Origin of the sequence: Pseudomonas sp. 31-12, assembly GCF_003151075.1 — a bacterium.
GTDB lineage: Bacteria > Pseudomonadota > Gammaproteobacteria > Pseudomonadales > Pseudomonadaceae > Aquipseudomonas.
The window spans coordinates 5,796,906-5,816,982 of sequence record NZ_CP029482.1; the positions used below are offsets into that span (position 1 = coordinate 5,796,906).

19 protein-coding genes, 1 pseudogene and 1 riboswitch are annotated in these 20,077 nt (G+C 59.8%); of the genes and pseudogenes, 9 read left to right on the top strand and 11 right to left on the bottom strand.

The features are described from left to right. Positions 1 to 59: 59 nt before the first annotated feature. From DJ564_RS27320 to DJ564_RS27335, 4 genes are all read right to left on the bottom strand, one after another. A complete protein-coding gene (locus DJ564_RS27320) occupies positions 60 to 1,424 on the bottom strand; it encodes a DUF1329 domain-containing protein (protein WP_109634739.1) in 1,365 nt (454 codons plus the stop codon). Between the two features lie 28 nt (positions 1,425 to 1,452). Then, positions 1,453 to 3,339, bottom strand: coding sequence for a DUF1302 domain-containing protein (locus DJ564_RS27325; protein WP_109634741.1), 1,887 nt, complete (start codon positions 3,337 to 3,339; stop codon positions 1,453 to 1,455). Positions 3,340 to 3,675: 336 nt separating this feature from the next. Next, entirely contained in the window at positions 3,676 to 5,358 is a 1,683-nt protein-coding gene (locus DJ564_RS27330) for a fatty acid--CoA ligase (RefSeq protein WP_109634743.1), read from the bottom strand. A 163-nt stretch (positions 5,359 to 5,521) separates the two neighbouring features. Then, positions 5,522 to 6,151: a LysE family translocator gene (locus DJ564_RS27335; protein WP_109634745.1), complete on the bottom strand. Its 630-nt coding sequence runs from the start codon at positions 6,149 to 6,151 to the stop codon at positions 5,522 to 5,524. 286 nt (positions 6,152 to 6,437) lie between these two features. Between DJ564_RS27335 and DJ564_RS27340 the strand changes: the two genes are divergently transcribed. The 3 genes from DJ564_RS27340 (at position 6,438) to DJ564_RS27350 (ending at position 9,274) form a co-directional block, all read left to right on the top strand. Continuing rightward, entirely contained in the window at positions 6,438 to 7,403 is a 966-nt protein-coding gene (locus tag DJ564_RS27340; RefSeq protein ID WP_109634746.1) for a 2-hydroxyacid dehydrogenase, read from the top strand. Between the two features lie 33 nt (positions 7,404 to 7,436). Next, positions 7,437 to 8,435, top strand: a complete 999-nt coding sequence (locus DJ564_RS27345; protein WP_109634748.1) for a class I SAM-dependent methyltransferase — start codon at positions 7,437 to 7,439, stop codon at positions 8,433 to 8,435. A 41-nt stretch (positions 8,436 to 8,476) separates the two neighbouring features. Beyond that, a riboswitch (yybP-ykoY riboswitch) is annotated at positions 8,477 to 8,599 on the top strand. Between the two features lie 90 nt (positions 8,600 to 8,689). Continuing rightward, positions 8,690 to 9,274, top strand: a complete 585-nt coding sequence (locus DJ564_RS27350; protein ID WP_109634750.1) for a TMEM165/GDT1 family protein — start codon at positions 8,690 to 8,692, stop codon at positions 9,272 to 9,274. A 149-nt stretch (positions 9,275 to 9,423) separates the two neighbouring features. Here DJ564_RS27350 and DJ564_RS27355 read toward each other — a convergent pair whose 3' ends face one another. Then, positions 9,424 to 10,242 carry a M48 family metallopeptidase gene (locus tag DJ564_RS27355; RefSeq protein WP_109634751.1) on the bottom strand — a complete coding sequence of 273 codons (819 nt, stop codon included), beginning with the start codon at positions 10,240 to 10,242 and terminating at the stop codon, positions 9,424 to 9,426. A gap of 1,358 nt (positions 10,243 to 11,600) precedes the next feature. Between DJ564_RS27355 and DJ564_RS32975 the strand changes: the two are divergent. Further along, positions 11,601 to 11,798: pseudogene (locus DJ564_RS32975) on the top strand (HAMP domain-containing protein); the annotation flags it as partial. A 111-nt stretch (positions 11,799 to 11,909) separates the two neighbouring features. Continuing rightward, positions 11,910 to 12,653: a methyl-accepting chemotaxis protein gene (locus DJ564_RS32980; protein WP_371916308.1), complete on the top strand. Its 744-nt coding sequence runs from the start codon at positions 11,910 to 11,912 to the stop codon at positions 12,651 to 12,653. Between the two features lie 126 nt (positions 12,654 to 12,779). On the opposite strand, the gene DJ564_RS27365 is transcribed toward DJ564_RS32980, so the two are convergent. Genes DJ564_RS27365 through DJ564_RS27375 form a run of 3 tightly spaced genes read right to left on the bottom strand, consistent with a single transcriptional unit; the run spans position 12,780 to position 13,891 of the window. Then, positions 12,780 to 13,403 (bottom strand): SOS response-associated peptidase, encoded by a 624-nt coding sequence (locus DJ564_RS27365; protein ID WP_109634755.1) that lies wholly within the window; start codon positions 13,401 to 13,403, stop codon positions 12,780 to 12,782. A 35-nt stretch (positions 13,404 to 13,438) separates the two neighbouring features. Further along, the gene (locus tag DJ564_RS27370) at positions 13,439 to 13,699 is read right to left on the bottom strand and encodes a putative signal transducing protein (RefSeq protein WP_109634756.1); all 261 of its coding nucleotides are present in this window, start codon (positions 13,697 to 13,699) and stop codon (positions 13,439 to 13,441) included. A 9-nt stretch (positions 13,700 to 13,708) separates the two neighbouring features. After that, on the bottom strand, positions 13,709 to 13,891 hold the full coding sequence (locus DJ564_RS27375) for a CPXCG motif-containing cysteine-rich protein (RefSeq protein WP_109634758.1): 183 nt from the start codon (positions 13,889 to 13,891) through the stop codon (positions 13,709 to 13,711). Positions 13,892 to 14,030: 139 nt separating this feature from the next. On the opposite strand from DJ564_RS27375, the gene DJ564_RS27380 reads away from it, so the two are divergent. Beyond that, positions 14,031 to 15,197, top strand: a complete 1,167-nt coding sequence (locus DJ564_RS27380) for a 1-acyl-sn-glycerol-3-phosphate acyltransferase (RefSeq protein WP_109634759.1) — start codon at positions 14,031 to 14,033, stop codon at positions 15,195 to 15,197. Positions 15,198 to 15,421: 224 nt separating this feature from the next. Here DJ564_RS27380 and DJ564_RS27385 read toward each other — a convergent pair whose 3' ends face one another. Then, positions 15,422 to 15,700, bottom strand: coding sequence for a hypothetical protein (locus DJ564_RS27385; RefSeq protein ID WP_109634761.1), 279 nt, complete (start codon positions 15,698 to 15,700; stop codon positions 15,422 to 15,424). A gap of 192 nt (positions 15,701 to 15,892) precedes the next feature. On the opposite strand from DJ564_RS27385, the gene DJ564_RS27390 reads away from it, so the two are divergent. Next, complete coding sequence (locus DJ564_RS27390) at positions 15,893 to 16,099, top strand: hypothetical protein (protein WP_018929592.1); 207 nt, start codon at positions 15,893 to 15,895, stop codon at positions 16,097 to 16,099. A 155-nt stretch (positions 16,100 to 16,254) separates the two neighbouring features. Here the strand turns inward: DJ564_RS27390 and DJ564_RS27395 are convergent, their stop codons facing one another. Next, positions 16,255 to 16,839 (bottom strand): YajG family lipoprotein, encoded by a 585-nt coding sequence (locus DJ564_RS27395; protein WP_109634763.1) that lies wholly within the window; start codon positions 16,837 to 16,839, stop codon positions 16,255 to 16,257. A 205-nt stretch (positions 16,840 to 17,044) separates the two neighbouring features. On the opposite strand from DJ564_RS27395, the gene DJ564_RS27400 reads away from it, so the two are divergent. Together DJ564_RS27400 and mqo are read left to right on the top strand one after the other, a co-directional pair. Next, positions 17,045 to 17,278, top strand: coding sequence for a hypothetical protein (locus DJ564_RS27400; RefSeq protein WP_010458219.1), 234 nt, complete (start codon positions 17,045 to 17,047; stop codon positions 17,276 to 17,278). Between the two features lie 739 nt (positions 17,279 to 18,017). After that, on the top strand, positions 18,018 to 19,526 hold the full coding sequence (gene mqo, locus DJ564_RS27405; protein ID WP_109634764.1) for a malate dehydrogenase (quinone): 1,509 nt from the start codon (positions 18,018 to 18,020) through the stop codon (positions 19,524 to 19,526). Between the two features lie 202 nt (positions 19,527 to 19,728). Here mqo and DJ564_RS27410 read toward each other — a convergent pair whose 3' ends face one another. Continuing rightward, on the bottom strand, positions 19,729 to 20,016 hold the full coding sequence (locus DJ564_RS27410) for a PA4642 family protein (RefSeq protein ID WP_109634766.1): 288 nt from the start codon (positions 20,014 to 20,016) through the stop codon (positions 19,729 to 19,731). Between the last annotated feature and the right edge of the window lie 61 nt (positions 20,017 to 20,077).

The window sequence follows — 20,077 nt, forward strand, 5'->3', positions numbered from 1 at the left end:
AAAAACGCCCCGAACCAGTCGGGGCGTTTTTCGAGGATGCGGCCTCTGTTCAGTGCAGGTTAACGAACCCCGTCCTGACGCAATGCAGCGGGGGTGAAATCGCTGGTGGTCGCGGTGAAGCCGAAGTCATACGCCGACTTCTCTTCGTTTTTCATGCCCAGTGCCAGGTAACGGCCCGATTGCAGGTCGTACAAGGTTTCCAGGGTGTACCAAGGCACTTGAACGTTGTAGTAGTTCTGGGAGTGAGCTTCCGCCACACGCCACAGCTGATTACGACCGTCGTAGTGGTCGATCACCGCCGCTTGCCAGGTGTCTTCGTCGATGTAGAAGTCACGTTTGGCGTAGATGTGACGCTGACCTTCCTTCAAGGTAGCAACCACATGCCAGACCCGGCGCAGCTCGTAGCGAGCCAGGTCCTGGTTGATGTGACCGGCCTTGATGATGTCGTCGTACTTGAGTTGTGGCGAGTCGAGCTTGTAGCTGTCGGAGGCGATGTACATCTCTTTCTTGCCTTCGAGTTTCCAGTCGTAGCGATCCGGCGCACCGTTGTACATGTCCAGGTTGTCGGAGGTCCGCAGGCCGTCAGCCGCAGTACCCGGCCCGTCATAGGACACTTGCGGCGCACGACGCACACGACGTTGACCGGCGTTGTAGACCCACGCCGAACGTGGCTCTTTGACCTGGTCGAGGGTTTCGTGCACCAGCAGCACACCACCGGCCAGACGTGCCGGCGCGGTCACTTTCTGCTTGAAGTAGAACAGGATGTTGCCCGGGTTCGCCGGATCGTAATCCTTCATCTTGTCGCGGAACACGAACTGATCCTGGAAGTACACGAGGCTGTACGAGCCATTCGGCTGCGGCGTGGCCTGGGTCACCAGACGGGTCACGCTGCCACCGCGATAGCGGGTGATGTGGTTCCAGATGACTTCGACGCCGGTCTTCGGAATCGGGAACGGCACGGCCGTTTCGAAGTTCTCCAGACCGTTGCCGCCAGACACCAGATTGGTGCTGGTGGCGTTTTTCTTGATCGAGGCAAACACGGCATCCGGCACGGTCGCGCCGCGATGGGACGGGTAAACCGGCATCTTGAAGGTTTCCGGGTAGCGCTTGAACATCGCGTACTGGCCCGGAGCGAGTTTGTCCTTGTACTGGTCGACGTTCTGCGCCGTGATGGTGAACAGCGGTTTTTCACTGGCGAACGGGTCAGACAGGAAGCCTTTGCCGTCGACGGTGCCGGCGTTTTTCGCCATCGGTTTCCAGGCCGGGATCGAGCCGTCGGCGTTGCCCGCCATCTCGGCGCCCATCGGCGTCAGGCTCTTGCCCAGTTTGTCCGCTTCGGCGGCAGGCACGGCTGCCATGACGCTGGTCGCCAGCAGCGAAAGCCCCAGAACTCCGGCGTGGAACAGACTCTTTGTTATTTTCATATGTGTGTTCGTCCTGAAAAAACAGTGCTTAGAAGTTCACGCCGAAGCTGAGCGCAACGAAGTCGCGGTCATCGACGGTGGTGTACTTGCCATCAAAGAAGTTGGTGTAGGCCAGGCTCGCGGTGTAGGTGTTCTGGTACTCGGCGTCGACGCCCAGGCTCACCGCTTTGCGACCTTCCTCGAAGTTGCCGCCAGGGCCAGGCGAATAACCGTCTACGTCATGGGACCAGGCCACGTTCGGCTTGAGGTTCACACCGGCAAACACGTCGTTGTATTCCCAGATGGCGCGACCACGGTAGCCCCACGAAGTCGACGTGGTGAAGCCGTCGCTGTTGCAGTTGCGGCTGCGGTTGTTGGTTGGAGTGCCCGGGCCGGCGCCGTTGATGGTGCTGGTGTTGAGCGCCACGCAAGTGTTGACAGCGCCAGTGGCTGGCAAGGCACCCGGGCCGTAGACCGGATCGCGGCCATAACGGACGTCGGAGGTGCTTTCCAGGCCGCCGACGTGAGTCACGCCCACTTCGCCCACCAGGGTCAAACGGCTCGCGCCCATGACCTGGTCAAAGAAGTGCGTCAGGGTGGTCTGGAACTGGGTGATTTCCTTGCGACGATAGCCATGCAGGTCTTGACCCGGGCCGGCAGAGAGCAACGAAGCGTTACCCAGTGCGCCGCCCAGAGGACGTACACCGGCGAACAGAATGTCGGTGGAGTTGAGTTGCACCGGCGCGTTCGGACGGTAGCTCAGTTCACCGCTCCACGCCGTACCGGTAGGCAGGGTGGTGGAGAAGCTCAGGCCGTAGAGGCGAATGTCTTCCGGGTACTCGATGAAGTATTTCGAGTTACCTGCCACCAGCAGCGGCGCGAGTGCAGCGAACGGACCTGGCAGAGACGCCGCGGTGTTATAGACCGACTGCGGCGCACCCGTGGCGCTGAAGATCGGCGCACGGCTGTGGTAGTTCATGAAGTAGGCACCGAACTCGGTGTCCAGCGGCTCGAACATGTACTTGAGGGACGCGCCCCACTGGCCGCTGTCGCGAGCATCACGATCGCCGCCACGCTGGACCAGCACACCTTCCTCGTTGACATTGACGCCGTTGGCGGCCAATGGACCCAACGCAACGGCTGGAATCTGCGAGCGCTTGTTCAGCACACGCAGGTTGGTGTCGCAACCGTCAGCGACGATATCCGGCTGCGAGAAGAACGTGCCGCAGTTATCGACAACGGTCTGGTCCCATTCCAGCTGATAGAACGCTTCGGCCGACAGGTTTTCGGTCAGGCTCTGGGACACATAGAACATGTTGACCGGGATCAGGCCTTCCTTGATCTCGGCACCCGGACGACGGAACGCGGACACGTCGATCGGGTTGATCGAGTTGATGCCGCCGCCGATGAAGGTACTTTCACCCCAGCTCACCACCTGCTTGCCCAGACGCACGGAACCCGGCTGATCGGCAACGGAGTAGTTGTGGTAGACGAAGGCGTCGAGGATTTGCCCGCCAGAGGACTTGGCGCCTTCCTTGCGGTTGCTGTCGCTGATGTCCTTGAACGGACGGCTTTCGTCCTTCAGTTCAAAGTCGTACCAGTATTTGCCACGGACGAAAACGCCGGTATCGCCATATTTCAGTTCAAGGTCATGGATGCCCTTGAAGATCTTCGAGAAGGTTTTACCGCTCTCGAAGTTCAAGTGACCGTCATCGGAGGTCTGGGACAGGCCACTGCCACCGTTGTTCACGCCGATGAGGTTCTTGTTGGCACTCTCGGTAGACCAGCTCGCACCGATCGAGAGGGAGGAATCGAACTGACCTTCGATTTCACCAACGTTGAAACTGACGCCGAATGCAGGCCCGGCGAGCGAAGAGGCGAGACTGACCGCCAGGGGCAATTTCGCCCGGCGCCAGAACGTGTTTACTGATGTCATCGACGCTACTCCATGTGCATTATTGTTATGGCAGTTAGCACTTCTAAAAACGTTGTGGATGACAGGGAGCAAAGGTGTCCCGAAGTCATTCCAAATTGCATCGCCCCGTTTTGTGCGTGCGCTCCGTTCTTAAAAATCCTTGAGCGGACTATAGCCAGCAGGTAGTAGAGCTTGATCCCTCTAAAGTGTGATTTGCAGCTGCCGGCCACTCTGGAACAGTCCTTTCGCCAGTCCGACACATGTCGGCACGGCAAGGATGGCTGAAAATTTGGATTTCACAAGCCAAGCGCTTGCTTGGTGGGGCTGGCGTGCCTTTTCAGGCACGCCAGAAGGCGCTTAAAGCGTCGAGAGGAAGGTGCTGTTGTTGGCCTGCCATTCAGTGATGTCGAGGCGGATTCGCTTCTTGTCGAGCTTGCCGACACTGGTCTTGGGAATTTCAGTAACAAGGGCGATCTGGCTCGGGATTGCCCACTTGCTCAGGTGGCCCAATTCCACGAATGGCTTGAGGTGTTCCTTGAGCTCCTTAGCCCCTATCTCATGCCCTTCGCGGATCACCAGCAGCGCAAACGGGCGCTCGCCCCACTGTGGATCGGCGATGCCCACCACTGCTACTTCGCGTACCGCCACGTGGCGGCTGATCAGGTCTTCGAGGTCCAGGGACGAGATCCACTCACCGCCGGTCTTGATCACGTCTTTGATCCGGTCGCGGATGTCGATCACGCCCATGCTGTCCAGCGTCGCCACGTCGCCGGTGTGCAGCCAGCCCCCGGCCCAAAGCTCGGCGCCCTTCTGCGGCTCGTTGAAGTAACCCTCGGTGAGCCACGGCGCACGCAGCACCAGTTCGCCCTGAGTCTCGCCATCGGCAGGCAGGAAGTTGCCGTTGGTGTCGACGATCGCCGCCTCCACCAAAGGCCCCGGTACGCCGGCCTTGATGCGATACGTGGTGCGTTCGTCTTCGGTGCCGGCCATCAACTCATCGTTGAGGTGAGCACAGGACACCAATGGCCCGGTTTCCGACATGCCGTACGCGGCGGTCAATTGAATGCCCTTGGCCTTGGCCGCGTCATACAACGCACGGTTCAGCGCACTGCCGCCGATGACGATTTTCCAGCCGCCGAAATCGGTGGCTTGCGCCGCCTTGGAATTGAGGACCATCTGCAGGATGGTCGGCACGCAATGGGAAAAGGTGACCTTCTCCTTGCGCCACAGCTCCACCAGGTATTCCGGGTCGTAACGACCGGGGTAAACCTGCTTGAGCCCGAGCATGGTCGCCACATACGGCAAGCCCCAGGCATGCACGTGGAACATCGGCGTAATCGGCATGTACACGTCGTTGGTGCCCAGCAGGCGCACGCTGTCGATTGCGCCCATGATGGTCGACACACCCATGGTGTGCAGCACCAGTTGCCGATGGGTGAAGTACACGCCTTTAGGGTTGCCGGTGGTGCCCGTGGTGTAGAACGTGGTCGCGACCGAGTTCTCGTCGAAATCCTGGAAGTCGTACTGCGTGCTCGCAGCCGCCAGTAACTGCTCGTATTCGCCCACCAGATTCGGCAGATCGGCGGTTTTTTCCGGCAGATCGGTCAGCAGCAGGGTTTTCTCGACCGTGGTCAGGTGCCCGGCAATCGCCTGGTACAGCCCGACGAACTCGCTGTTGACCAGCACGAAGCGGTCCTCGGCGTGGTTCATGGTGTAGAGGATCTGTTCCGGTGACAGGCGCACGTTGATGGTGTGAATCACCGCGCCGATCATCGGGATGGCGAACATGCATTCCAGATACCGATGGCTATCCCAGTCCATCACCGCCACGGTATCGCCGGCCTTGACGCCAGCTTCCGTGAGCACGTTGGCCAGCCGCGCGACCCGCTCGATCAGGGTCGGGTAGCTGTAGCGCAACTGGTCGCGGTAAATGATCTCGCGGGTTTTCTCGTAACGAGCGCCGGACATCAGCAGCCGTTTGATCAGCAACGGATACTGGTAAGCGCCTTCGGCTGGGGGGATAACGCGAGTCTGCAACATAAGAATCCCTTTTCTGACTGCACGGTGTTGGCTTTTAGAGGCAACCACTCTAGAACCCTTATACGCCGGCCAAATCAGCCAAAGGAATGATTTGCAGAGCCGTACAAATGCTAGCTTTGCGCCAGCATTTGCAGGAAATCGCTATCCGTCGGGTATTGCGCGATCAATGCATCTCGGTGAAGGCGAGTTTCACGCCGATGGCGATCAGCACTACGCCCATGGTCCGGTCGAACCAATGGCCCATGCGAGCGAAACCGGCGCGCACGCGTTGCTGGCTGAACAGCCGCGCCACCAGGCAGAACCATACGGCCGTCGCCGCGGCGAGATAGAGCCCGTAGCCAGCCTGTACCGCCAGCGGCGTGTGCGGGTTGATCACCACGGTGAACAGCGACAGGAAGAACAGCGTGGCTTTCGGGTTCAGGCCATTAGTCACGAAACCCGAGGTGAAGGCACCGCGAGGCGTGCGCTCGCCGGCCTCTTTGTGCAGATCGTCGCCGACTACTTTGGCCGGCTGCGCGCGCAGGGCTTTGTAGCCGATGTACAGCAAATAGGCGGCAGCCGCCCATTTCAAGGCGTTGAACAGCACGATGGACTGCGACACGATCAGGCCGATACCGAGCAACGAATAACCGACGTGCAGGAAAATCGCTGTGCCGACCCCCAGCGCTGTCCAGGTCCCGGCGCGGCGACCGTGAGTCACGCTCTCACGCACCACCACGGCGAAATCCGGGCCGGGGCTGGCAACGGCGAGCAAGTGAATCAGGGCAACGGTCAAGAACTCTGTCCAGTACATGGGGGCTCCTTTAGGGCGGATCGGTTTGATTGATCAATTCTGAAGCGAACTCAATCTCTGTGGCGAGGGAGCTTGCTCCCGTTCGACTGCGAAGCAGTCGTTAAAAAGGATGATGCGGTACTCCTGACAAACCACGCCCACATGGGTTGGAGCTGCTACGCAGCCCAGCGGTAGCAAGCTCCCTCGCCACAGGTTGTGTGTCAATCCAGCTATTGGGTAACCATTTGTTTCATCTGGTAGGCTCGGCAGATTACGCCTTCAGTTCACCGCACAAAAGGTACAGTTGATGACGAACTCTCTCCGCGCCGTTTTCCTCGACCACCCGTCCCTGGACCTGGGCGATCTCGACCTCAGCCCGTTGCGCGCCTGCTTTGACGATTTGCAGCTGTTCGCACAGACCACGCCGGACCAGGTGATCGAACGCCTCAAGGGCGCCACCGTGGCCATCAGCAACAAGATCCTGATCGATGCCGCCGCCATTGCCGCCAGCCCCGAACTGAAGCTGATCCTGATCACCGCCACCGGCACCAACAATGTCGACCTCGCGGCCGCTCGCGCCCACGGCATCACGGTCTGCAACTGCCAGGGTTACGGCACGCCATCGGTGGCGCAGCACACGATCATGTTGCTGCTCAACCTGGCCACGCGCCTGGCCGATTATCAGAAGGCCGTCGGCGAAGGTCGCTGGCAACAGGCGAAACAGTTCTGCCTGCTGGATTACCCGATCGTCGAACTGGAAGGCAAAACCCTCGGCCTGCTCGGCCATGGCGAACTGGGTGGCGCGGTTGCGCGGCTGGCCGAAGCGTTCGGTATGCGCGTGTTGCTGGGGCAGATTCCGGGGCGCCCTGCCCGGCCGGATCGCTTGCCGCTGGAAGAACTGCTGCCGCAAATCGATGCCCTCACCCTGCATTGCCCGCTCAACGAACACACTCGCCACTTCATTGGCGCCCGCGAATTGGCCTCGATGAAACCCGGCGCTTTCGTGGTCAACACCGCGCGCGGTGGCTTGATCGATGAACAGGCACTGGCCGATGCCTTGCGCAACGGTCATCTGGGCGGCGCGGCGACTGATGTGCTGAGCGTCGAGCCACCGACTGCCGGCAATCCGCTGCTGGCCCATGACATCCCACGGTTGATCGTCACGCCGCACAACGCCTGGGGAAGTCGTGAGGCACGGCAGCGGATCGTCGGTCAGTTGACCGAAAACGCACAGGGATTTTTCAGCGGTAAAGCGCTGCGGGTCGTCAGTTGATAGACTGCGGCACTTTTTTTCACAGGAGCAGTTATGGATCCGCGCAGTGAAGTACTGCTTCGTCAGGCCGAGTTATTTCAGGGTTCGGTGCTGCTGGCCGGTTTGCCCGCCGACGATTTGCTGGGCCGTCTGCCCGACGCCCACGGCTGGTGCTGGCATGCCGGCGATCAAGCGGCGCTGGACGCGCGTTTTGCCGAGCGCAGCCATTTTGGCGTGAACGCACCCGAGCGCGAGTTCGAGACGGCGGTGGTGTTCTTGCCCAAGTCCAAGGACCTGACCGACTACATCCTCAACGCCCTCGCTTCGCGCCTGGCCGGTCGCGAGTTGTACCTGGTGGGTGAAAAACGCAGCGGCATCGAAGGCGCGGCCAAGCAATTGAACCCGTTCGGCAAGCCACGCAAGCTCGACAGCGCGCGGCATTGCCAGCTCTGGCTGGTCACCGTGGCCAACGCGCCAGCAGCCAAGTCGCTGGAAAGCCTGGCCCAGACTTATGAATTGCCGCTGGCCGAAGGTCCGTTGAAAGTCATCAGCCTGCCGGGTGTGTTCAGCCACGGTCGGCTGGATCGGGGCAGCGCGTTGCTGCTGGAGCATCTGGACAAGTTGCCAAGCGGCCACCTGCTCGACTTCGGTTGCGGCGCGGGTGTGTTGGGCGCTGCGGTGAAACGTCGTTATCCACACAATCAGGTCACCTTGCTCGACGTCGACGCGTTTGCTGCCGCCAGCAGTCGTTTGACGCTGGCGGCCAATGGCCTGGAAGCGGACGTGATTACCGGTGATGGCATTGATGCGGCACCGATGGGTTTGAGTGCCATTCTGAGCAATCCGCCGTTCCATGTCGGCGTTCATACCGATTACTTCGCCACCGAGAACTTGCTGCGAAAAGCAGCCAAACATCTGAAAAACGGCGGCGAACTGCGTTTGGTCGCCAACAGCTTCCTGAAGTATCAACCGCTGATCGAAGAGCACTTGGGCGTGTGTGCGATCAAGGCCGAAGGACAAGGTTTCAGAATTTATCGGGCCAAACGAGGCTGAAAAATAAGTGCTTGCCTAACGGGTTTCGCCTAGGCAGAATCCGCTCCGTCCTAGGGGAGTAGTCTCCCACGAGCGCCATGCTCGTCCGGCATACGTCAACATACTTGGTCAACAGACCATGGCGTATGCGACCCAAGCGTCCGCATCAGACGGATCGCAGGGTTTGACAAGACCTATGACACGAACACCTTACCCGGGGCGGGAAGGCTGTACGTGTCATAGCCGTGTCGACCCGCCCCTTAGGAAAATCCCTGATGCTGGACTCTTTGCTCGTTCCCACCGCAATCGTTGCCTTGGCCGAAATCGGCGACAAGACGCAACTGCTCGCGCTCATTCTCGCTGCCCGCTTTCGCAAACCCTGGCCGATCATCGCCGGCATCGTCGCCGCGACCCTGGCCAACCATGCGGCGGCCGGCGCGGTAGGCGCCTGGTTCGGGAGTTTCTTCTCGGACGCGGTGTTGCACTGGATCCTGGCCGCGAGCTTCGCCGCGACCGCGCTGTGGACCCTGGTGCCGGACAAAATGGATGACGATAAAGCCAGCACCGCCCGCAAGTTCGGGCCATTCCTGACTACGCTGATCGCGTTCTTTCTGGCCGAAATGGGCGACAAGACTCAAGTGGCTACCGTGATGCTCGCCGCGCAATACCCGGAACTGTGGCTGGTGATCATCGGTACCACCGCCGGGATGTTGATTGCCAACGTGCCGGTGGTGTTGGCGGGTAACTTTGCGGCAGACAAATTGCCGCTCACCCTGATCCGTCGCCTGGCGGCGGCGGCGTTCCTTATCCTGGCGATTGTGGCGGTGTATAAGGCGATGCAGAGTAGTGGGTGGGTTTGACGTGGTAGGTCGATAGACCGCGTTATCGTTCTTCGCGGGCAAGCCACGCTCCCACAGGTTTTTGGTCGATTACATAATTTGCGTACGACACAAAACCTGTGGGAGCGTGGCTTGCCCGCGAAAGCGTCAGTGGCATCAACGCCTGGCTATCAGGACTTCGGCGCTTTCTCGTACAACGGCATCACCTTGGGAATCGCTGCCTGCAACGAAGCAATACGACTGGTCGAAGCCGGGTGCGTGCTCAAGAACTCCGGTGGCGCGCCTTCCGAGGCTTTGCTCATTTTGTTCCACAACGTGATCGCGGCATTCGGGTTGTAACCGGCGCGGGCCGCCAGTTCGAGGCCGATCAGGTCCGCCTCGTTTTCATTGCCACGGCTGTTGGGCAAGGTCATACCGTATTTCGCCACGGTGTCCGCCAGGGCCAGGCTGTCCTGACCCAGGCCGAGCAACGCGCCAGCACCCTGCTTGGCCATCTCGACGCCGTAGGCCTTGGACATCGCTTCACGACCATGTTCGCGCAGGGCATGGGCGATTTCATGGCCCATGATCGCGGCGATTTCATCGTCGGTGAGTTGCAGTTTGTCGATCAGCCCCGTGTAGAAAATGATCTTGCCGCCAGGCCCGCAGTTGGCGTTGAGCTCGTCGCTCTTGATCAGGTTGACTTCCCATTTCCACTGGGCCGAATCCGGACGGAAAACCGGCGCCTGGGCAATCAGCCGGTCGGCGATCGCCTGCACGCGTTTGGCGTCGTTGCTGGTCTTGTCCAGCACACCTTTGGTGTTCGCCTCTCCGACCGTCTTTTGATAAGACTGAGCGTACATCTGGTTGACTTCGTCGGTGGATAACATGCTGAACATGTACTGCTTACGCTCAACGCCCACGGCACCGCCGCTGGTGGTGTTGACCGACTGACAACCAGCAAGCAACAAACCTGCGCTCAGCGCACACACAACCAATGTCTTGTTCATCAAAAACTCCCTGGAAACATGGCGCGTATCCTGGGCGGGAATGTATCGACGCCAGTTACGCAGATGAGTAGACGTCTATTTCAGTCAAAACTCTCATGACCGTAGGAAAAAATTCACATACCGACGCCGGCCACGGCCGACAACGGCCCGCAATGATTCATTTGCGACATCCAACACTCCAAAATAGCCATTTCGCCCGACCCCGCTCATGACCCTCCGGGCGCCTGCCGATACACCACCGCAGACGTCCTCTTGCGTGCGGAGCACCCATGAAATTCAAGTCGATCCAGTTTTCCGTGGCCGCCCTCGCTGGCGCCATCGTTCTTAGCGTAGTCGCCGCGCTGGTGCTGTACGCACTGTTTTCCGGCGCCCGGACGCAAGACATGGTCCAGGAGCGGACCCAGGCGCAATTCGAGCAAGTCATCGAGCAGCGCCTGACCTCCCTGGCGCAAACCCAGGTCAGCCAAATCCAGCGTGAGCTCGAAGCACCGCTGCTGATCGCAGGCGGCCTGGTGCGGGTCAACGCGCTGATCGGCACACCGGGCGCCGATGGTCAGCCGCAGCTGAGCCTGAGCCGTGAACAGTTGATCAGCCTGACCAAGGAAAACGTGGCCAGGAACCCGAAAATTCTCGGCACTTATATCGGCTGGGAAAAAGATGCCCTCGACCACAACGACGCGGCCTATGTCGACACCAAAGTGGTCGGCATCGATGCCAGCAACGGGCGCTTCCTGCCGTGGTGGTTCCGCAACGAGGACGGCACCCTGGGCCTGGACAAACTGGTGGACGTCGACGACCAGAAAACCCTGTCCACCGGGGTCCGCGCCAGCGAGTACTACCTGTGCTCGAAAGAAACCAAAAAGTCCTGCGTGATCGATCCGGCGCCTTACAAGGTCGGTGACAAAATCGTCATGCTCGCCTCCTTTATTGAACCGATCATGCTCAACGGCACCTTTCAGGGCATCGTCGGCGCCGACTTATCGGTGAACTTCATCCAGGAAATGTTGCTGGGCGCGAATCAGAAACTGTACAGCGGCGCAGGGGAAATGGCGCTGATCGGCGGTAATGGCCGGATCGTGGCCTACACCAAGGACCCGAGCAAATTCGGCGAGAAGGTCAGCGACATTCTCGACAGCAAGCAGATCGCCAACATGGCCAACCTCAAGCGCGGCGAAGTGACTTACACCGTCGACAAGGCCCAGGGTCGGATCGAGCTGTACTTGCCGTTCGGTATCGGCCAGACCGATGCACGCTGGACCTTGATGCTGCAGTTGCCGTTGAACGCAGTGATGGCCGACCTGCAAAAGCTGCAGGGTGATCTGGACGTTCAACGCAAATCCGACACCTTCGGCATGGCCATGGTCGGTTTGTTGATCGCCGGTATCGGCTTGCTGGTGATCTGGTTGGTGGGCCATGGCATTGCCCGCCCGCTCAAGCAAATGGTGGCGATGCTCGACGATATCGCCAAAGGCGAAGGCGACCTGACGCGCCGCCTGACCAGCGACCGCGCCGACGAACTGGGCTCGATTGCCAAAGGCTTCAACACGTTCCTGGCCAAGTTGCAGGCAATGATCACCCAGGTCGTGACCTCGGTGCAGAGTGTCAGCGATTCGTCGGAACACACTGCCGACATCGCCATCCGCACTAACATCGGTGTGCAGAAACAAATGGCCGAGATCGATCAAGTGGCCACGGCGGTGCATGAAATGACCGCCACCGCCCAGGACGTGGCGCGCAACGCGACCCAGGCGGCGCAAGCCGCCAGCCATGCCGATCAGGCCGCGGCCCAGGGCATGCAGATCGTGCGCGATACGTCGAACTCGATTGGCGTGTTGGCCGTGGAAATCGGCAAGGCTGTCGGCGTGGTGCAAACCCTGGCCAAGGACAGCGAAAACATCAACGCGATCCTGACCGCCATTCGCGGGATCGCCGAACAAACCAATCTGCTGGCCTTGAACGCGGCCATCGAAGCCGCCCGCGCGGGCGAACAGGGCCGTGGTTTTGCGGTGGTGGCCGATGAAGTGCGCAACCTGGCGCAGAAAACCCAGAAGGCCACGGAAGAAATCCAGACCATGATCCAGCAACTGCAACAAGGCACCCGCGATGTGGTGCGGGTCATGGAGGACAGCCAGAACCGCACCGACGAAAGCGTGCAGCATGCGGCAAAAGCGGCCGAGGCGCTGGAGACGATTACTCAGGCGGTGTCGGTCATCAACGACATGAACACGCAGATTGCCAGTGCGGCCGAGGAGCAGAGCGCGGTGGCCGATGACATCAACCGTAACGTGATCAACATCGGGCAAGTGGCCAATGAAGTGGCGGGCGGGGCGGATGAGTCGAGTGCTGCGAGTGCGGACCTGACCAAACTGGCTGAGCAGCAGCGGCGGTTGATCAATCAGTTCAAGGTTTGATCCAAAGGCCCCATCGCTAGCAGGCTAGCTCCCACAGTTGATCTTCAGTGAACACACAATTTGTGTACAGCACAGATCCAATGTGGGAGCTAGCCTGCTAGCGATGGGGCCAGCAGAGACACCCCATCAGCCGGGGGTAAGACACTCCGGCCCATTCAACTTCGGATCATTCACCAGATTCGCCAGCACCCGCTCGCGCAACGCTGCGGGCTCACTGGCGAGCAACGCCTGCAAGGCATGCAATGGCGTTTCGGGATCGAGCCAGGCCTCTTGCCCCGCCGCGTCGAGAATCAACGGCCGACGCTGACTCGCGGCTGGTTGGGTGATCACGGCCGTGCTCAGCCACACCTGCTCCTGCACCGGATACGCTTCCCAGATTGCCGCGAAAAATAAAGTAGAGCCCTCCCCCGGCGTTAGCCAATACGGCCGCTTGCGGGTGGTGCCGCGCCATTCGTAAAAACCGTTGGCCGGCAGGAGGCAACGGCGCTCGCGCAAAGCCTGGCGAAACATCGGTTGTTCGGCAACGGTTTCGGCCCGGGCATGGGCCGGGGTGCGGGAAAGGTCAGTCAGCCACGGCGGCGTCAAACCCCAACGCGCTCGGGCCAACTCACGCTGGCCGTCGACACCGGCACGCAGCATCAGCACCGAATCGTTGGGGGAAATATTCCACTGGGCCTGCTGATCGGCGGGGAAGCCAGGCAGGGCCGCGAAGGCGGGGTTCCAGCGAAACAGGGCATAACGTCCACACATGGGGCAACACGACTCTCAATAAAACGAACGCCAGCCTAACAGACCAGCGTGCCGGGAAAACTGTCCGGTTCATCACCGGGCAGTGGCAGCGCGGCATTGTACGCGGTGATCAGCTCCCGGGCGTATTCGGCCTGGTCGTTGTCCACCGACAAGCCCAGCAGGCCATAAATCGGCAATTCACCGGCCCCGCCGATCAAATCGCGGCCCGCCAGATGCGCCTCGATGCCCTCGCTGGCCAGCATGCCTTGCAGCAACTCCCCTTCCATCAGGTTTTCCGGCTCGTAGATTCGCTGCATAGACGCCCCTTACTCGTTTTCACTGAACACTTCGAGATGCCATTCCTCTCCTTCCACCTGCAACACAAACGTTATCGGCCGACAGCACACCTGACAGTCCTCGATATAGGTCTGATCGCCACCGGACAGGTCCACCGCCGTCTCAACCTCCTCACCACAATACGGACATTCATACAGCGCAGTTTCCAGCATCGCGGTCTCCCAGGTGACTTGTGCGTATAATCGCCGGTCTATTTGCAGGGCTATTTTTGTCTGGCTAACTTTTCAGACCGTGCCCCGTTGGTTTTCGATCAAAACCTTTACTTACCCTAGCCGTTTCTAACAAGAGAGCATGATGGGCGAATTCGATGCCATCCGACCTTACGACGACAGCGAAGTCCCAGCGGTGCTGGACCGACTGCTCGGCGACAAGGCGTTTCTAGATATCCTCATCCACTTCCGCTTCCCGCGCTTTGCCGGTGCTTTCGGCTGGGCGCTCAAACCTCTTATAGCTCATCGGCTGCGCCGTGAGTTCGCCGGCGTCACGTCGGTGGCCACGCTGCAGGATAAAGTCGAGATGTATGTCGACCACACCATCGAGCGAGCCACGGACGGTGTAACGTACACCGGCGTCGAGCAGTTCAAGTCCGGCAGCGCCTACCTGTTCATCGCCAACCACCGCGACATCGTGATGGACCCGGCCTTCGTCAACTACGCCGTGTACCACGCCGGCCTGCCGACCCCGCGCATCGCGATCGGTGACAACCTGCTGCAAAAGCCATTTGTCAGCGATCTGATGCGCCTGAACAAGAGCTTCATCGTGCACCGATCGATCACCGGGCGTCGCGAGAAGATGGCGGCGTATCAGCTGCTGTCGGCCTACATCAACCACTCGATCCGCAACGATTGCGCCTCCATCTGGATCGCCCAGGCCGAAGGCCGGGCCAAGGATGGCGACGACCGCACAGAGTCGGCGATCCTGAAAATGTTCCACATGAGCCGCAAGGACGAACCTTTCGGTGAAGTCATCCGCTCGCTGAACGTGAGCCCGGTGTCGATCAGCTACGAATACGACCCGTGCGACCAGGCCAAGGCCCGCGAGCTGTTCATCCGCGCCACCACCGGCAGCTACACCAAAGTGCCGGGTGAAGACGACGTCAGCATCGCCAAGGGCATCACCGGCTACAAGGGCCGGGTGCACGTGAACTTCGCCGCGCCGATCACTGAACTGTTCGACGACACCAAGCAATTGGCGATCGAAATGGACCGGCAGATTCTCGGCGGCTACCGGTTGTTCCCGGTGCACTACCTGGCCTACGCCCAGTGGAAAGATGCCGATCCGCAACTGCAAGTGCCGAAGGCTGCCGAGGTGTTTGCGGCGGACGAACTGGCCAAGGCACAGGAAGAATGGCAACGTCGCCTGGAAGCTTGTCCCGAGGAGCATCGTCCGTATCTGGTGCTGCAATATGCGACACCGGTGCGGAATCAGTACCGGGTCAAGGCTGGTTTACCGCTGTAATTGCCCGGATACAACAACGGCGCCCTGTGGCGAGGGGATTTATCCCCGTTGGGCTGCGCAGCAGCCCCAACACCTGCAATCACAGTTTTCAGACAGGCCGTGGGCGCCGATTTACGACTGCTGCGCAGCCGAACGGGGATAAATCCCCTCGCCACAGAGTCCCCTCAACACGGCAGTCTCTTCACCACAGCAGCTCCCTCACCACAGGGGTCTGCGCAAGAGATTCAGAACCGTGTGCTGATCCACGACACCAGCAGCGCCAGCCCCAGGCAGGCGAAACCGAAGCGGTAGAAGAACCGGTTCATGCGCAAGGTCGCCCAATCCAGGGTGGGCTCTTTGTTCGGGCGGCTCTGGCGTTGGGCGACAAGGCTCGCCATGGCGCGTTGTTCACGGCGGCGAGTGGCATGCAGCAGCCAACCGCCCGGGAACGCCAACAGCAGCGCAAGCAGGTTGATCAACTTGGCGGGATGGTGGGTGAACAGCGAAATCAAATGCAACGACATCACGGACCTCGGCAGAACAGGTGTGGCAAACGCCGAACCGACGATCGCGGCGCGGATTCTACCGAAAGCCCGCCCACCTGCCCCGCCTTTCCGACAAATAACGAAGCATCTGACCAAATGCTGCCCTGTGTCACGGCGCCGTCATCTGAATAGGCCAGTCTGGCGGCCCTCGAAACCGACACGGAAACCGTCATGCTGCACGCCGAAAACCAGGACCGCCTCTACCTCATCGCCCAGAGCGACGAACAACAAACCCTAGTAGGAAGCCTCGCCTTTAACGTTCAGGACCGGCACTGGCTGGTTTATTGCGCGTTGGGTGGGCATCAACATGCGGATTTGCCGGAGACGGATTTGCTGACGGGCGTGAGTGTGCTGGATTTTTATTCGCAAGCTGCCTGAACTGTATGACCAATGTCGATGCCACACCGCCGACCCAATGTGGGAGCGGGCTTGCTCGCTCCCACATTTGTTCGGGGGGAATTCACGAAAATCAGCAGCCATGAAAAAGCCCGGGGCCATTGCTGGCACCCGGGCTTTTTTGCATCTCGCGAACGTTATTCGCTGAGAATCTGACCAATCGTCGGGTCCTTGAACAGACGCGTCAACGCATCGCTCAATACATCACTGACCAGCTTGGTGTTGGTTTCCTGATTCGGCGCCATACCGAAACGCTGATCCAGGGACGCACCGTAACGACCGCTGTAGCGACGGTTGGCGTTCTGCACATCAGAGCGGAACGTCGCGCCAATAGTCGCCTCGGTCACGTACATGCCTTCTTTGGGCGACTGATACTTCAGTTCGGCCAGCGTCACCGTCAACTGCGGAGCATTCAGCGCATTCGACGTCGGGGTAAAGCCCAGCAACCGCACGGCCGCCTCGGCCTGAGCCTGCAACTTCGGCAGAATCTGCGCGCCCTGCACGGTGATCGCGCTGGTCTCAGGGTACAGGCCTCCACGAGTGCCCAGGGTCGGCGACGGACGACCGTCCACCACACGCACCACCACCGGCTGACCACGGCCGACCGGCGCCAGCTGAGTCGTCAGCTTGGGTTCAGGGTTCAGTTGTTGCGGGCTGTGGGCGCAGCCGACGAGGGTCAAACTGGTCACAGTGATCAAACCGAACAACAGGCGTTGCAACATGCTCTTCTCTCCAGAATCAGGCACAAACAGGCCCGCAGTATAGCGGTGGGCCACTGCGGGTAACTAGCACCTCACAGTGAATACTGAAATGTCTGACAAACCCGTGGGAAACCGGTTCCTGTCACAGATCTGTCATCGCCCATACACTTGCACGTCACGGCTTGCTGGCAACCTTCACTACAGGTCACCCACAAGGTACTTCGCCATGCGTTATCTCATCTCGCTGTTCGCACCACGCCCGCTGCACCGCAGCTTTGCCCTGCTCGACCGCAACGGTCACTGCCAGGCGTTCAAGCAGTGCAGCCTCCAGCCGATGGGCGATGGCTGGGTCGAAATCGAAGAAATCCGCCTCAACTGGCTGCACCATCCGCTGCCGCCTAGCGCCCGTGTCAGCCAGCGTCGGCCACGTGCACGGGTGCAACATCTGTTGACCACCTGACCAGACGCCTAATAAAAGTCATTAAACACGTCCATTTCCCTGCGTTTCTTAGATACAATCTCCCCCCGATTATAAGGACGTCTCCTGATCGGGCCTCGCAGCATCGTCAATGCTTCGGTATTGGCACCCCGCACCGCCCACAGAGAGCCGCCCACACAGATCGAGTGAAGCTGGCGCGCTTGCTGTTCCTTGAGCAAAAACCCCACTTTTCGCGAATCTGCAGAGCTGTCATTACGCTCGGTTACTGAGCTGTTTGCCCGTTTTGCCTGTCATGTACCCCATGACGGCAATCCATCCGGGCACGGTGCCAGGCTGGGACAGCCCTTTTTTGAGGTTCACGTCTTCAAAAGAGCGTGAAAAAAACGGGTTTTCACAACTTCACAAGAGTGTGGCGAGCAAATGAATAGTTTTGCGTCTGAACATGCACCATTAGCGTCTGAAACAGCCCAACGACACAGGACCGAGTACTCCTCGAACACCGGAGCCTGAAGCCTGTCCGCTACGGATTTGGTTGCACAAACGGATGTCTCGACCATAAGTCGAATTGCCAGCCGCGCGCCGAGATGAGTTCATGTAACTCTTTAGGCCCGGCCGCATGCATCCGTCGAAGTTGCGAAAAATTGCGAAGATTCGGACATGGCGACACTGGCCATGGTTACCTGGGGCATCACTGACACGCCCCTGAACACCTGGCCGCCATGCCGACAATTTGGTGCTGCAGATTTTGGAGACGCGTTAAATGGCGCATAACGAAGCAGTCGACGTAGTACTGGTTGGGGCCGGCATCATGAGTGCCACCCTTGCCGTACTGCTCAAAGAACTCGACCCCGCGATCAAGCTGGAAGTCGTCGAGCTGATGGATTCCGGTGCCGCGGAGAGTTCGAACCCGTGGAACAACGCCGGTACCGGTCACGCCGGGCTGTGTGAGCTTAATTACACGCCACAGGCCGCCGATGGTAGCGTCGACATCAAGAAAGCCGTGCACATCAACACTCAGTTTGAGGTGTCGAAGCAGTTCTGGTCCTACCTGACCAAGAAAGGCACGTTCGGCTCGTGCAAGACGTTCATCAGCCCGGTGCCGCACCTGAGCTTCGTGCAGGGCAATGACGGCGTTTCCTTCCTCAAGGAACGCTTCAAGACCCTGAGCAAGCACCACGCCTTCTCGGACATGGAATACACCGAAGACAAGACCACCATGTCCGAGTGGATGCCATTGATGATGCCGGGCCGGCCAGCCGATGAAGTCGTCGCGGCCACCCGCGTGATGAACGGCACCGACGTCAACTTCGGCGCCCTGACCAATCAACTGCTCAAGCACCTGACCAGCGCACCCGATGCCCAGGTCAAGTACTGCAAGCGCGTGACTGGCCTCAAGCGCAACGGCAGTGGCTGGACCGTCAGCATCAAGGACGTCAACAGCGGCAACACCCGTGAAGTCGACGCCAGGTTCGTCTTCCTCGGCGCGGGCGGCGCGGCACTGCCGTTGTTGCAGGCCTCGGGCATCGAAGAAAGCAAAGGCTTCGGCGGCTTCCCGATCAGTGGCCAGTGGCTGCGTTGCGATAATCCGGAAGTGGTCAAGCATCACCAGGCCAAGGTCTACAGCCAGGCTGCAGTGGGTTCGCCACCGATGTCGGTGCCGCACCTGGACACCCGCGTAGTCGATGGCAAGAAGTCCCTGCTGTTCGGACCTTACGCCGGTTTCACCACCAAGTTCCTCAAGCATGGCTCGTTCATGGACCTGCCGATGTCGGTTCGCGCCGGCAACATCGGCCCGATGCTGGCCGTGGCGAAAAACAACATGGACCTGACCAAGTACCTGGTCAGCGAAGTGATGCAGTCGATGGAGCAGCGCCTGGAATCCCTGCGTCGCTTCTACCCTGAAGCGAAAGCCGAAGACTGGCGCCTGGAAGTGGCCGGCCAACGGGTGCAAATCATCAAGAAAGACCCGAAAAAGGGCGGCGTTCTGCAGTTCGGTACCGAACTGGTCGCGGCCAAGGACGGTTCCCTTGCCGCCCTGCTTGGCGCCTCCCCAGGCGCTTCGGTGACAGTTTCGATCATGCTTGAGCTGATCGAAAAATGCTTCCCGAACAAGGCTTCCGGTGAATGGGCTGCCAAATTGGCGGAAATCTTCCCGGCCCGGGAAAAGGTTCTGGAAACCGACGCTGCGCTGTATCGCAAGATCAATACGCACAACAACGTCGCACTGGAACTGGTTGAAGCCAGTAACGAGACCGAAAGCTACGCTTGATTCGGCCGCATAAAAAACGCCCCGTTCTCAGTGAGAGCGGGGCGTTTTTTTTAGGGCGCTGAAATTATCTTTGTGGCGAGGGAGCTTGCTCCCGCTGGGCTGCGAAGCGGCCCCAAAGCTCTGCGAACGGCATATATTTTGTGAGCGCTGCGCACTCAAGCGGGAGCAAGCTCCCTCGCCACAGATTCCGGTGTATCCGGGATCAGCCGCGCGCCTTGGCGATCAACTCGATGTACTCGGCCGCATTGCGCTGGTCCTTGAGCAGGGCAACGAAGTCATTGCCCTGCTCATCCTTGCCATCCAGGTCCAGGCCAGCTTCGACGAAGAACGTCAGAAAACGCTCGAAGTCATCGATGCGCAGGCCACGGTAGGCCTTGATCAGTTTGTGCAGGGACGGCGAAGTGGCGTCGACCGGTTCGAAATCGAGAAACAACTTGATCTGCTCATCGCCGATCTCGTCACCAATCACTTGTTTCTTATCTTTACGCATTGCCGACTCCAGCTCGCAGACATTTCACGGGGCGGGCAGTTTACCCCTGCCCGGGCAAAAG